6 protein-coding genes are annotated in these 15,321 nt (G+C 40.7%); 1 reads left to right on the top strand and 5 read right to left on the bottom strand.

The window, feature by feature from the left end:
- The 5 genes from HWQ37_RS28205 to HWQ37_RS28180 form a co-directional block, all read right to left on the bottom strand.
- Positions 1–5,834: trifunctional serine/threonine-protein kinase/ATP-binding protein/sensor histidine kinase (locus tag HWQ37_RS28205; protein ID WP_292753727.1), on the bottom strand; the 5,834-nt coding region annotated here is incomplete at its 3' end.
- Between the two features lie 74 nt (positions 5,835–5,908).
- Entirely contained in the window at positions 5,909–7,717 is a 1,809-nt protein-coding gene (locus tag HWQ37_RS28200; protein WP_363318200.1) for a hybrid sensor histidine kinase/response regulator, read from the bottom strand.
- Between the two features lie 148 nt (positions 7,718–7,865).
- The gene (locus tag HWQ37_RS28190; protein ID WP_292753726.1) at positions 7,866–10,091 is read right to left on the bottom strand and encodes an ATP-binding protein; all 2,226 of its coding nucleotides are present in this window, start codon (positions 10,089–10,091) and stop codon (positions 7,866–7,868) included.
- Between the two features lie 266 nt (positions 10,092–10,357).
- Positions 10,358–11,917, bottom strand: a complete 1,560-nt coding sequence (locus HWQ37_RS28185; protein WP_292753725.1) for an ABC transporter substrate-binding protein — start codon at positions 11,915–11,917, stop codon at positions 10,358–10,360.
- Positions 11,918–12,157: 240 nt separating this feature from the next.
- Positions 12,158–13,723, bottom strand: coding sequence for an ABC transporter substrate-binding protein (locus tag HWQ37_RS28180; protein WP_292753724.1), 1,566 nt, complete (start codon positions 13,721–13,723; stop codon positions 12,158–12,160).
- A 321-nt stretch (positions 13,724–14,044) separates the two neighbouring features.
- On the opposite strand from HWQ37_RS28180, the gene HWQ37_RS28175 reads away from it, so the two are divergent.
- The gene (locus HWQ37_RS28175) at positions 14,045–15,130 is read left to right on the top strand and encodes an ABC transporter substrate-binding protein (protein ID WP_292753723.1); all 1,086 of its coding nucleotides are present in this window, start codon (positions 14,045–14,047) and stop codon (positions 15,128–15,130) included.
- The last annotated feature ends 191 nt before the right edge of the window (positions 15,131–15,321 follow it).

Below are 15,321 nucleotides of genomic sequence, written 5' to 3'. Positions count from 1 at the left end.
TGGGTTTCTTCGACGATTTGCCGAGCGATCGCTAATCCTAATCCAGTGCCTTTACCGACAGCTTTTGTTGTAAATAAATGGTCAAATATTTTTTGTTTAACGTTTTCGCTCATCCCTTTGCCATTATCAGCAATGACAATTTTAACGAGATTATTTTCGACTGAGGTTGTAATTGTAATCCAATTAGGATTGGATTTTATTTCTTCAAAGCTGCGTCCATGATTAGATTCATCTAAGGCATCAATAGCATTTGCAATCAGATTCATAAATACCTGATTTAATTGACCGGGAAAGCATTCAATTTCAGGTAAATTACCGTAGTTAGTCAAAATTTCAATAGCGGGACGTTGTTCATTCGCCTTCAAACGATGTTTGAGAATAAGAATAGTGCTATTAATGCCTTGGTGGATATGGAAAGGCACTTTGTAATCTCGATCGGCACGGGAGAAAGTACGTAAACTGGTGCTGATGTTTTTCAACCTATCACAGGCCATAGACATAGAATCAATCATCTTGGGTAAGTCTTCTAAGCTATAATCCAAGTCGATTGATTCGGCGTGGTCAATAATTTCCTCACTTTTGTTGGGTAAAGTTTCTTGATATAGTCTGAGATGTTCAACAATATCAGCGATAGTCGGTTTAGCCTGTTTGAGACTGGCAGAAATAAAACCAAGAGGATTATTCATTTCGTGAGCTACACCAGTAACCAAGTTACCTAGTGCAGACATCTTCTCAGTTTGCACCATTTGTAATTGTGCTTGTTGCAGGTTTAGTAAAGCAGTTTCTAGCTCTTGTGCTTTTTCTTGAAGTTGGACTTCAGCAACTTTGCGTTCGCGTAGCGCAGCTTGCTGTTCTGTAATATCATCTGCTAAAGAAGCAACTCCGATTAACTCGCCATCTGCATTTACAAGCGGATTGTTATACCAAGAACAAATGATAATTTTACCATCCTTTGTCACATTTTCATTGATACTATAATTACCGCCCTCCTGCGATATGATATTGACGCTAACTTGCTCCATTTGTGCTTGAATTATTTCAGGAATAATGAATGTGAATTGACAACCCAAAGCCTCTTGTTTGCTGTAGCCAAAGATTCTTTCTGCTGCTGGGTTCCAGTCAATAACCTGGAAATTAGTATCCCATTCGATGACTGCTAGTGGAGTTTGCTGAACCAATAGGTGGAGTCGTTGCTGAGATGATTGCAAGACAGACTGTGCGGTGCTTAACTCCTCAAGCGATCGCTCTAGTTGTTGGGAATACTCTAGCGATCGCTCATAAAGTCGGGCATTTTCCAAAGAAATTGCCGCCTGAGTACACAGCAAGTTGAGCAGTTCGATGCGATCGCTGGTAAAAGCTCCAGTAGCCAGATTATTTTCTAAGTACAACACGCCCAGTAACTTACCTTGATGCAAAATCGGGCTACACAAGACACTCTTCGGCTGCTGACGCATGATATATGGGTCATTGGCTAAGGTCGGATCGGCACTTGCATCAATCAGCACAGCAGTCTGCTTGCTATGCTTCACTTTGTAAATCAGCTTCAGGGGAATGTCTTGACTATCTTCAACCATAAGGCGCTGTAACACGACTGGCTGCATCCCTACGGTAATTGATCCTTTAATTAGCAAGCGTTCATCTTTGGTATCGCCTAGCGAATGGTCGCCCAACAGCATGAACACGCATTTATCAGCCCCAGCAATTTCAATGACGATTTCAAGCAACGATGAAAGCAGTTTTTCAAATTCGATTTCGCCGGAAATCGTTTGAGAAGCTTTGAGAATACTAGCTAAATCTAAAGCAACAGAGACACTGCTACTGTGAGAAGTGTCGGAACTGGTGGATGTAACACTTGCTAATGAGAAGATTGTTTCGTTAGTGGAGAAAGGAGAATGGGTTTGCTGGAGGATAAGGGCTAACAGTTGCGGATAGCGTCTTTCCAGATCGGCAACCTTGGCTTTTGCCCCCCAACGTGCGTAACAGTAATATGCTTCTTGCATATATACTTGGGCGATTTTTTCTTTTCCCCAGTTGAGGTAAAATTTGCCAGCAAGTTCATTCGCTAGGGCTTCTTCTTGGATATATCTGTTTTCTTTTGCAGAAGTGATCGCGCGATCGTAATAATCCATTGCTTCATACATCTGCCCCAATACCCGATACTGCTCTGCTTCAACCAAATAAAATTTGTGTAAATGGTTTGTGGGTGCATGGTTTGCCCATTGTTCGAGCTGCTTTTGGTTGCTAATAACTTCTTGGGGGAGGCGATCGCGTTCTCTGCTTTGAGCGTTGGGTAAGATAGCCAGATGAGTCAATGAATCGTAAAAGTGAAACACCGGAACCATAAAACAGCCGGATACTCCACTTAAATATTGTTTGGCATCAGCCGCAACTTTGATTGCTTGTTCCCACTCATTAAACAAGTAACAAAGAATTAATTTATTGATATACAGTGTTCCCATTGCGTAAAGATCGTTAGCTTTCTGATGCAAGGGCAACATGATTTGTTCGTCATAAATTACACCTTGAATTTCCCAAGGACAATTGCTCTGAGCGAGTAAATTTAAGACGGATTGGTAAAATACTCTTAGATAGTTATGAGCTACTTCTTGTTTAAGTTGAGCCAATGCCTGATTGTAAACCTTCATCTCTGGTTCTAGGATTGACAAATCTTTTCCGAGAAAAAAGGACAGCGAACAGTAATTATAGGCACAGTAGGCAGCATATTCTAAAGTACCCATCTCCAAACCACTGTGGTATCCGTCGAGTAAAGGAGCGAGTGAATTTTGAATATGATGCTTCCAGGGCTTCACGAAGGGATAAACCATGTTAATCGTGCTGGCTTTAAATTCTTTACTTTGGAAGCGTGATAATAGTTCCATTGCCAGTTGACCAACGCGATCGCCTAAATCTATTTCTCCAATAACGCACAGAATTACTCCATACCAAGCATAAGCCTGTGCTGATACCGCCGCATTACCGTATTCAATTGATAACCTAACCTGCTTGCAGACGATTAACGGCAGTAATTCTGGAACCGCTTGATAAACTGCTGCTGTCACAGCCGCTAAAATTCGGATCTCTGCCAGGGCTTGGAGGTCTGTCATTTCAGGCAGTTCCAAGAAATCTTCTAAATCTTTTCCTTTTAAGACATCTTGAGTCTGTTGCAAACTTTCATTAATATCTGCATCAGTCGGTTGTTCTGGAAACAACACTCCAAATAATTTCAAAGCAGAAAGAGCAGTTTTAATCGCTTTGGGCTGTTGACTCTGGGCTACCTCAGCCAAAATCATCACTTCATAGACCTTCACTTTATCTAGTAATTGACGAGCATTTTCCACTACTTTGTCAACTATCTGCTCCATTTGCCTAAAATCACCGCTCAGACAGGCTACTTCTGCGGCTAAATCATGCAAAGCTAACGTTAATTCATAATATTGATGCCAACAACTTGCTGCAAGAAGTTGTATACCTTTAATGGCGTATTCAATTGCTGCGGCATAAGCAGTTGCAGATTTAGCTCTTTGTGCAGCAACTAGATTTAGCTTTGCTAATTCCTCACGTTCCGTTTCTGAGACAATTAAATCGGCTCCTTTATTTAATTGATTGACAATTTCAAAGATTTTTTTCTCTTTTTCCGTCTCGCTCATTACACTTAAAAGTAATTGTCCAATTTTTAAGTGCGTCAGTTGTTTTTGGTCATCAGGAATCAGGGAATAGGCAGCTTGTTGGACGCGATCGTGTAAAAATTTGTATATAACAATCTCTTGATTTTCTGATGTATGTGCAAGACTTTCTTGCCCAATATAAAATTTATAAACATCCCCGTTCGGCAAAATCAATCCTTCTTGTAATGCTTTCCATAAAGCAGCAGCCGTTTCGATTTGAGATTGTTTGGAAACAATTGCCAAACTTGCTAAATCAAACCGATTCCCAATACAAGCAGCTAGCTGCAACACATATTGAGTTGATAGTGGTAGTTTTCGCAATTGAAAACCCATAAAGGCAACAACATCATTTGTCACCGCTTGAGTAGTCACTTGTGTAATATCACATTGCCACCCTCCTGTAGACCCGTCTCGGTAAGTTGGGGGAGTGAATTTAATCAGATTTTCCTGATGCAATGCTTTGAGAAACTGTGTTGCAAAAAACGGATTACCTTGAGTTTTCTGATAAATTAATTGAGAAAGATTCCATGCCAAATTTTCGGGGCATTTGAGTGTATCAGCAACTATTTGATTGACTTGCTCTTGATTTAATGGTGCTAAAGTAATCGTATTATTTTTTGCTTGATTTTTTTCAATTTCACTCAAAGTCAACATTAATGGATGTGCTGGGTTGACTTCGTTATCACGGTACGCACCAATTAAAAAAAGATGACCTGTATCAGCCATTAAAAGCTGTATTAACTTCAGTGATGCCAAATCTGCCCATTGCAAATCATCCAAAAATATCACTAATGGATGTTCAGCGCTGGTAAAAACTTGGGTAAATTGTTGAAACAATAAATTAAATCTATTTTGTGCCGCAGTTCCTGATAATTCTATGGCGGGTGGTTGTTCGCCAATAATTCTGGATAATTCGGGGATGACTTCAATAATTACTTGTCCATTTTCTCCCACAGCCTCTAATATTTGGTTTTTCCATTGGTGAATCTGGGCATCACTTTCTGTTAACAATTGTCCCATTAAATCCCGAAAGGCTTGGACAAATGCACTAAAGGGAATATTCCGTTGAAATTGGTCATATTTACCTTTGATAAAATAACCGTGTTGCCGCACAATTGGTTTATGAACTTCGTTGACAACCGCAGTTTTACCAATACCCGAAAAACCTGCTACCAACATCATTTCTGTTGCGCCAAGGCTAACTCTCTCAAATGCTTGGAGTAGGGTTTCTACTTCTGTTTCTCGTCCATAGAGTTTATCGGGGATAATGAAGCGATCGCACACATCCCTAAGCCCAATTTCAAAACTCTGAATTTCACCAGAAACTTGTAGCTGATGTAAACAATTTTCTAAATCAAACTTTAGTCCCAAGGCACTTTGATATCTATCTTCGGCATTTTTTGCCATCAATTTTATCACGATATCACAAATAACTTGGGGAATCTCTTCTCTATTGCTTAAAATTGGTGGTTGTTTTGCAATATGACAATGCACCAATTCCATTGGATCTTTTGACGCAAAAGGTAAATTTCCGGTTAGTAACTCATAGAATGTCACACCAACTGAATAAAAATCGGTTCTGTAGTCAATTCCCCGATTCATTCTACCTGTTTGTTCTGGAGAAATATAAGCCAGTGTCCCTTCTAACACATTGGGATTGATTAGGGTTTGGGTTTCCCGTGGCAATAAAGATGCAATACTAAAGTCGATTAATTTAACTTCTTTTGTTTCGGGATTAATGAGAATATTGCTAGGTTTTATATCTTTGTGAATAATCCGCTCGTGATATAATATATCTAAGCTATTGCACAGTGCGATCGCAATTTCTAAAAACTCTTGTAGAGAAGCGATATATCGTCTCTCTGGTGAGGTAAAATAATTTTTCAGAGAAATTCCCCCAAAGTCTTCCATTACCAGCGCATAGCCGTTTTGGTAGGCTTGGAGACTATAAGTTTGAACGATTAGCGGTGAGTTAAGATTTTTAGCGATGGTGTACTGATTCCGAAACGATAAGAGTTCGCTGAAACTCGGATGAGGATTTTTCAGTAGTTTGATCGCTACAGGTAATGAGTCAGTCTCTCGATATCCTCGATAAACAATGGTTCTAGAACCATTGTAGAGTTCTTCGCTAATCTTGTATCCAGGAATATTGACTTTTGTATTAACCATACTGCTAAATCTTTAAGACTTCCAGATTTAGTATTCCCAGATGTCTGAAGTTGTTTACCAAAAACAGCTAAAAATTACAGTGGGATTTCAATTATAAACTCCGTACCTTCACCGATAACCGAATTAAAACTCAATTTTCCGCAATGGGTTTCTTCGACGATTTGCCGAGCGATCGCTAATCCTAATCCAGTGCCTTTACCCACGGCTTTTGTAGTAAATAAATGGTCAAATACTTTTGATTTGACTTCTTCATTCATTCCTTTACCATTATCTTTAATATTAATAATTACTTTTTGCTTGTTATCACTAATTTTAGTAATGATTTTAATCCAGTTTGGATTGACTTTTATCTCTTCAAAATCACGTCCAATATTTGACTCTTCCAAAGCATCAATAGCATTTGCCAGAATATTCATAAATACCTGATTCAATTGCCCAGCAAAGCATTCTACTAATGGTAGCTGACCATATTCTTTGATAACTTGAATTTCTGGGCGGGTTTCTGAAGGTTTAAGGCGATGTTTGAGGATTAAAATGGTGCTATCGATGCCATCATGAATATTACAGGCAACGGGGCGATCGCTATCAGCACGAGAGAAGGTTCGTAAGGAAGTACTAATATCCCGAATTCGCTTCACACCTTCTCGCATAGAACCAACTAACTTAGGTAAATCTTCGCGGATGTAATCAAGGTCAATTGCTTCGATTTCATCTACAATTATTCCACTAGGATTAGAATATTCCTGTTGATACAAATCAATTAAGCCAAATATATCCTTGATATAATCTAAAGCAGGTTGAATATTACCACCCAAGAAACCAACAGGATTATTAATTTCATGTGCCACCCCCGCCACAAGATTTCCCAGTGCCGACATTTTTTCACTTTGCACCAATTGCACTTGAGTACCTTGAAGTTCTACTAGTGCTTCTTCTAGATTTTGTTTTTGTTGTTTGAGTTCTTCTTGTGCTAACTGACGTTCGGTAATGTCTTCTGTCACTAATAAAATGCCGAACACATTTCCCTTGGCATCGCGTAAAGGTATCTTGCTCGTATCCAACCAAATTTGTTGACCATCCGCTCGTTGCCATTGTTCAATTATATGGAGTTCTGCTTGACCAGACTCCATGACACGGCGATCGCACACACGATACCAATCGGATTCTTCTTTGCTTATCAGTAAATCATAGTCATTTTTACCGACAATTTCATCAGGTGAACTTAAATTTAGTGCATTAGCCAAACTTTGATTACAGCCCAAATAAACTGAATTGATATCTTTCCAGCCTACCCAGTGGGGAATAGTATCAAATACTAAGCGCATCAATTGTTGAGTTTGTTTAAGAGTTTCAATCGATGTAAATAATTCCTGAGTTCGTTCAGTAACTCGTTGCTCTAGTTGCTGGGTGAGTTGTTGCAATTCTGTATTTCTGGCTTCAAGAGACTGGCTCAATTGATTAAGTTTAAGATGAGTTCGCACCCGTACTAAAACTTCACCTTGTTGAAACGGTTTGGTGATGTAGTCAATGGCTCCTAACTCAAAACCTGTGACTTTATTCACCGATTCAGAAAGCGCCGTGATAAAGATAATTGGAATATTTCGGGTTTTCAGATTGGCTTTGATGCGCTGACAGGTTTCAAAGCCATCCATCCCCGGCATCATCACATCCAGTAAAATCAAAGAGACTGGAGTATGTTCCAATTGCTGTAGCGCACTTTCACCACTCGTAGCGATCGCAACTTCAAAACCAGCATTGGCTAAGGTATCTGAAAGCACTTTCAAATTATTTGGCACATCATCGACAATCAGGATAATACCATTGTCAAGCAGGTCGGTAACAGGATTGTTAAATGTAATGGAAGTACTAGAGAATGCTGTCATAGCAAAAATGGGGATTAGGTGTTATGAGTGCTGAGTTAGGAGTTAGGAGTTAGGAGTTAGGAGTAGAGACGCGAAAAATCTTTGTCTGTACAAGAGTTAGGAGTTTTGTTTATCTCCTTGTCTCCCTTGTCTCCCTCATCTCCTTCGATTAGGGAAGATACTGTTCAATGAATGCTCGGATTTTTTCAGTCTGGAAATTATCTGCATACTCACGTACTGCTTTCACAAATGGTTGGTATTGCTCATCTGTTTTTTCCAAAGTTTTTAGCTGTTGCTCAATGGCCATCAAGCGTCCCTGCAACGCCAATGTGTGCAACTGTGACAAAACCTTCTCAGTCGGCGGGACAATCTCATCTGGGGTGGATGAAGATATTGCCTCTGAGTTGGCTTTCATCGGCTCTACAGCAATGGAATTTTGGTCATAAATCCATTTTAGATTCAGGTATTTTTCCAACAACTTCAACAGGGCTGGGGCTTCTACAGGCTTGGGTAAAAAAGCATCGGCTCCAGCTGTGATACTCTCATTTTGGTTACTTTCAAATACACTAGCTGAAGAAGCGATCGCTGGAACATTCTGCAACTCAGGAATCTGTCGCAACTGTCGCAACATCTCGTAGCCATCCATCTCTGGCATCATCAAATCTGTAATAATCAGGTCAGGATGAATCTCCTTGGCCTTATCCAATCCTTCTCTACCGTTGCTGACGGCAATCACTGCAAAACCCAAAGGTTCCAGTAAACTTACCAAAACTGACCGATTTTCCCAACGGTCATCGACTACCAGTAGCTGGCGCTTGCTGCCTTCAAATGCGACAATCTTCCCTTGCTTAGTTGTTCGCAGACTTGCTGCCCATTCTTGAGCTTCGGGAAGTTCAACCTCAAACCAAAAGGTGCTACCTTGTCCAAGCTTGCTGTCCACATTTAGGTTGCTACCCATCAGAGAAACGATTTGCAGACTGATTGCTAGTCCTAATCCAGTACCTTCTCCTTGTTTCTTCACATCACCCACTTGTTCAAAGGGTTGGAAGATTTTTGTGAGTCCAATTGGCGATATCCCGACACCTGTATCTTCAACCTCAAAGCGAATTTGATAGCTTGCAGTTTCCAGTTTGTGAGTTTTAACGCGAAATGTAACTCCGCCTTCGTCAGTAAACTTAATCGCATTGCCCAATAAGTTAATCAACACTTGGCGGAGGCGTTTTTCATCGACTGTAATGCCAACAGGTAAATTAGAATCAGGTTGATAGGTAAAGGAAATTCCTTTTTGACTCGCACGCACGCGCATCATCTCCGCAATGCCTTCTAAAAGTGCCGGGAAATAGGCATCATCAGGATACAATTCCAATTTCCGGGCTTCGATTTTGGCGAGGTCAAGGATATCATTAATCAGATTAAGCAAATGATTGCCGCACTGATAGATGATATCTACACCTTTTTTAGCTCGTTCTGTTAACGTTTTTTCACCATCTTGGAGAATTTGGGCATAGCCCAGGATGCCATTGAGTGGGGTTCGCAGTTCATGGCTCATGTTAGCCAGGAACTCGCTCTTGGCAAGGTTGGCAGTATCGGCTTTTTCTTTGGCCTCTGCTAGTTGTAGTGTCCGTTCTTCTACCTTTTGTTCTAAGGTGGCAAAGGATGTTTGCAACTGTTTAGCCATGCTGTTAAAAGATGCGGAGAGTTCTCCAAGCTCATCAGTGCGATTGCTTGGTAGAGTGGCATTCCAATTCCCCGTCTCTAATTGCTTGGCGGCGCTATTGAGTTGTAAAATGGGTAGCACTACCAGCGATCGCGATAGCCAACGCACGAAAAATACCGTCAATAACAACACAGCGAAAAAAGTTACTAGAGCAAATCCGGCAACCCGAATTTCCTGGCGTACTACAGAACTTGCATCCAGTTCAACCACTAAGAATCCATTCACCCGACCCTGGAGATTACTAATTGGGGCATAGCCGTAAAGAAGGATTTCGCCATTTGTAGTTTGGTGAAATTCCTGCTCAACAAATGGTGCATTATGGGCAACGGCTGCATACAAATCATCTAATGACTTTGTGTAATCCATACCAATCAATACACCTTTGCCTTGATCGGCAGGGTCGTAGTTTAAAACATAGACAAATTTTTTATTTGGTTGCTGGCGTACCGTATAGATACGTAAAATATCTTTACTGGTTGCTTGAATTGCTACAAGTCTATCTTGATTAATTTTGTAAAATGCTGAGGTGCGATCGCTTGGTTTAACAATCAATCCGTGATAATCACTATCGATTTGTGGAACAGCTAGACTGACAACCGCCAAAAGACGATTACGGATTGCTTGCCGTTGACTAGAGTACAACTGCCAATACATCCCCGAAGCTATTGTTCCAGCCATTACCGCGATTAGCACTGAATAGGAAGCAATAATTTTTGTGCTGAGGTTCCAATTTCGCACTAGCGTGGCTCCTTTTACAGTCTCAAGCTACTTATATTGGCAGTGTATTACAAGTCATGTTCGAGATCATTTTTACTCAATTATTTTTAAGATGCCCACTTCATTTGTGAAATGAACAGCTGGATTGAAAAAGAGGCAGGGAGCAATCAATTCAAAATTCAAAATTAAAGAACTTCTGCCCAATGCCCCATGCCCCCTTTTCCCCCTCATAGCCCCAGGCTGGCACGGTAGGCTGCGCGTTGAGACTCACGCCCCACTTTGTTGGTAATTTGCTCCCATCCTTGTTGAATTTGCTGCATAGTTTTCTCTGTGGTGAGTTTGTTCGCTAAAAAATCAGATACAGCTGCATCGAGGACTTCAAATTGATATTGCTGATTATGGGGAATGCTCAAATTCAAAACGATGTTCGGGCTGTTTAAGCTGACCCCAATCGCTGCCAGATAGTTGTTGGCAGCTTCAGACGACAGCCCTGCTTTTATCCAAGGATCTGAGTTTTCAAATTGAGAAATTCGATAGGGATTGAAGCCCGTTGTGCCGATAGTCACATCTACATTAGACTGAGCAGGTTGACTCATATATGAGAGAAACGAGTATGCGGCATCCTGCACCTTTGATGCTGCCTTAGCATGAATCACACCAGTCCAGCCGACATTAGCAGCATAAGGCGCGTGATTGACACCATCAATAGAGTATGGACAGGTAAACTTATCGCAAGCAACCAATTTGTTGGTTTTGCGATCGAGGATTTGAGTTGCGCCTGGAGTGATGACAGCACCGACTTTATCCATAACTTTAGACACGGCTTGATCGATAGCTAGAAGCCCGACATCGCCCCAATCAATGGTCATAGCACACCTGCCAGTGATAAATAATTCTCTCGCTTTAGAACCACCCAGATTCTGATCTTGGGGAATTCCATAATCCATCGTTTGTTTGTAAATATCTAGTGCTTTGGCAAAAGCTGGATTGTTCACTAGAGGCTGCATCGTGTCTGGGTCAAAAAATGCCCCTTGTGCTGTTCCCTGAGATTGTAAAAAAGGAGTAGCAATAGATATCAACATACTTGTACTATTCTCATGAGCGCGCTTAGAAATACAAGAGCCATAGTCTGGTTTACCGTCGTTATTTAGGTCTTTGCCGTGAAACCGTTTAGCGATCGCCAAATACTGATCCCACGTTTCTGGAGGCGTTAAACCAGCTTCTTTTAACAGATCGGTACGGTAATAAACCATGTGAAAATCGCCATCTAAGGGAATACTGTAGATCCGCCCTTTATAAGTCGCACTCACATTCCGAAAAATTGGAGCAATATCTGACCACTGCAAAGCATTATCAGTCTTCACTTGTGTAGTTAAATCTTCCAAATAGCCAGCATTGATAAAGTCAATTAACCATTGAGGCAAGATAACTGCCATATCATATTTTGAATTGTTACCAGACCAGTTATTTTGCAATATAGTGTAGAGATTTTTAAAGGGAATACCTGTTAGATTGATCTTCGCTCCAGTTAGCGATTCAAACTCAGCAATATGTCGTTTAGTTCCCGTATAAATTGCTTCATCATGGGTAATGACATTCACCGTCACACCATCAAAGCGTTGTACAGTCGGGTTAATCTGAGTGGGTTGAGGAGATGAAGTTGTTTGAGAATTGGGTGGGGAGAAACTGCAACCTGGAACCCCTATACTAAACCATAAAGCAGCCAAGAAAATTAGGCCATAGCGAACTCGCTGCCACAGAAAGCGAAAGTTTTGCCAAGTGGACATTTTATAATTACTCCTTGGAGTTATAAATCCAAAAATACTGCCACTGTTTTAACTGCTAATAACCAAATAAGGCAAAAGTTAAAAGAAAAAAATCATAGGTTTGAAACCCCTAAATTTATGAATAGAATTCAGGAGTCAGAACGCCCTTTCAGGGAAGCAAAGTACAGAATGAATTACGTACTTGTACGTAATTCTTAATATTTTTGTCTTACCAATAGCTTGCAAGGTGAACAAATCTGCTTATGGAGTTAGCCCCAGGCTGGCACGATAAGCGGTGCGTTGAGATTCACGCCCAACCTCGTTTGTAATCTGCTCCCAGCCTTTTTCAATTCGTTGTATTGCTTCTTCACGAGTTATCTTGTCGGTTAAGAAATCAATCAAAACTGACCCCAGCAGTTCTGTTTGATAGCGTTGATTTTGGGGAATGCGTAAATCCAAAACCATATTAGGACTGTTCAGACTAACGCTAATCCCACCCAAATATTTACTGGCAGCATCAGATGTCATACCCGCCTTGATCCAGGCTTCTTGGTTATTAAATTGGGAAATGCGATAGGGGTTGAAGCCTGTGTCGCCAATCGTAACATCGACATTTGATTGTGCCGGTTGACTGATGAAGGAGATAAACGAGTATGCTGCGTCCTTAACTTTAGAATTGGCTTTGGCATTGACAACACCAACCCACCCACCACCAGCAGCATAAGGAGCATGATTGATTCCTTCAATATTGTAGGGACAGGTAAACTTATCACAGGCGACTAACTTGCCAGTTTTGCGATCGAGGACTTGGGTTGTACCTGGGGTAATGGTTGCACCAACCTTGTCAATGACTTTAGAAATAGCTGGATTAATTGCTATAGTGCCAATATCACCCCAATAAACACTGAGGGCACATCGTCCTCTAATAAATAATTCTTTGGCAACGTCGCGTTGGGTTGTCCCTTGAGGAGATCCATAATCCCTTTCTTGTTTGGAAATGTCTAATGCTCTAGCAAAGGCTTGATTATTAACCAAGGGTTTCATTGTCTGTGGCTCAAAAAATGTCCCTTGGGCAGTTCCCTGACTCTGAAGAAACGGACTGACTATTGACCAAAAGAAATAAGCTGCATTTGTCCCATTAAAAGTTCTGTCAATGCAAGATCCATAGTCAGGTTGACCATCGCCATTCAGGTCTTTTCCGTGAAATCGCTTGGCGATCGCTAAATACTCTTCCCAAGTACTAGGCGGTTCTAATTTTGCCTGTTCTAGGAGGTCTTTACGATAATAAGCTATATGAAAGTCGCCATCCAGAGGAATTGCGTATGTTCGTCCCTGGTAAGTAGCGCTGAAGTTTTGGAAGAAGGGTGCAACATCATCCCATTGTAGGGCAGTATCACTCTGGACATGCTGTGTTAGGTTTTCTAGATAGCCCGCCTTAGCAAAATCTGTCATCCACGGAGAAACTAAAGTTGCTGCATCATACTTAGAAGCACCACTAGACCAATCTTTCCAGAGAGTCTTGTGTATATCCTGATGTGGGACATTAATCAGATTAACCTTTGCGCCAGTTTGTGATTCAAATTTGGAGATATGGGGCTTAATTGCAACCGGAGAGATATCAGCCTGACTGAGAAAGTTAATTGTGATGCCGTCAAAGCGTTGTACAGTCGGCTTGATTTGGGTGGGCTGAGGAGATGAAGAGGTTTGAGAATTGGGTGGGGAAAAACTGCAACCTGGAACTCCTAAACTCAACCATAAAGCAGCCAAGAAAATCAGACAATATCGAACTCCCTGCCACAAAGAGCGAAAGTTTTGCCAATTAGACATTTAGATGATTCCTCCTTAACTCCTGTTACAGTTTTAACTGGTAAGGTAAGGACAAACCCTGTTATTTTTGCTAGTACAGAAGTGCAGTTGGGCTTGTCAGACTGAGTTTCGTTGATAATTTGGCGATCGCTCGTTTGTTAATTTTTATAACTCAAGCTTGATAAAAAAGCGTGCCTAAAACTAACTAACAGCAGTAACTTATTAAAAGTTGCACAGTTAGATACACTTAAGTTAATCTTTAAACTACCTATGGACACTCCAATTAAAGGCATATCTAAAATCAATTTGCAACAACACAAAAGATGATTGACTATTAACTTAATGACTAACAGACGCGAATTTTTAAAAGGAGTGGCAGCGCTTTCTAGCTTATCTTTAGCTGGTTGTGGCTGGAGACTGGCTGAAGTACGTGCTAATTCTAATACCAATGGTCAGCGCGACCAACTTTATATCTTTACTTGGACACAATATACTGACAACCAATTACTGAAAACTTTTAGCGCCCAAACTGGCATGAAAGTGCTAGCAGATGTGTACGATTCCAATGATGTTATGCTGGCTAAATTGCAAGCTGGAGGCGGTGGCACTTACAGCATTATCAACCCATCTGATTACATGGTGCAAAAGATGGTAGACAAAGGTTTGTTAACAGAAATAAATCACGATCGCTTAATCGGTCTAGAGAATTTATTTCCCAGATTTCAGAATCCTAGTTATGACCGCAATAACCGCTACAGTATCCCTTTTAACTGGGGGACAACAGGTTTACTTTATAATTCTGAAAAAATCAAAAATGCACCACAAGATTGGGATTATCTTTGGCAAAACAAAGAGCAACTTAATCAGCGAATGACTTTGCTCAATGATGTTCGAGAAGTGATGGGTGCAACTTTACGAATGCTCGGTTATTCTTACAACTCAAAAAATGAACAGGAAATCAAACAAGCTTATGAAAAGTTGAAGGTGCTAAAACCTGCGATCGCCCGTTTTGACACCGACGCTTGGCAAAATCAAATTCTGGCAGGAGATTTACTACTAGCAATGTGTTATTCAGCAGATGCAGTAAAAATCTCTCAAGAAAACCCTAAACTCAAATATGTGATTCCTCGCAGTGGTTCTTCATTATGGACAGACACTATTGTAATTCCCAAAACAGCCCCCAACCAAGCTGGAGCCTATGCCTGGATTAACATGATTTTGCAACCAGAAATCGCAGCCCAAATCACTCAACGCCTAAATATTTCTACGCCGAATAATGCCGGATTTGAACAATTACCAAAAATCATCCAAAACAATGCTAATTTGTTTCCGCCAGAGTCACTTTTAAAAAATTGTGAACGTGTTACTCCTGTAGGAGAATTTGAAGAGGTTTACGACCGCTATTGGACTCAATTGACTAGCAGTTAATTTAGTTAAAATTTAGAAGTTATACCAATTCTGTATGAAGATGCGCCAAACTATATGAGGAACGAACCGCAAAGGGCGCTAAGGACACAAAGAAAGAAAGAAAGAAAATTTGGCGCAGCCTTGCAAAGAAATGGTATTAGGAGTGATTAATTTGGAAAAAACTAATATTTCTAAAATAGAAGAATTGCATC

Source organism: Nostoc sp. NMS4 (genome assembly GCF_017115095.1).
Classification (GTDB): domain Bacteria; phylum Cyanobacteriota; class Cyanobacteriia; order Cyanobacteriales; family Nostocaceae; genus Nostoc.
This window is presented reverse-complemented; position numbering and strand designations above follow the sequence as displayed.

What these genes read in the sequence shown, in the direction of transcription:
- HWQ37_RS28200 (WP_363318200.1), bottom strand. Translation starts at nt 7,717, where the DNA reads ATGACAGCATTCTCTAGTACTTCCATTACATTTAACAATCCTGTTACC.
- HWQ37_RS28190 (WP_292753726.1), bottom strand. Translation starts at nt 10,091, where the DNA reads ATGGCTGGAACAATAGCTTCGGGGATGTATTGGCAGTTGTACTCTAGT.
- HWQ37_RS28185 (WP_292753725.1), bottom strand. Translation starts at nt 11,917, where the DNA reads ATGTCCACTTGGCAAAACTTTCGCTTTCTGTGGCAGCGAGTTCGCTAT.
- HWQ37_RS28180 (WP_292753724.1), bottom strand. Translation starts at nt 13,723, where the DNA reads ATGTCTAATTGGCAAAACTTTCGCTCTTTGTGGCAGGGAGTTCGATAT.
- HWQ37_RS28175 (WP_292753723.1), top strand. Translation starts at nt 14,045, where the DNA reads ATGACTAACAGACGCGAATTTTTAAAAGGAGTGGCAGCGCTTTCTAGC.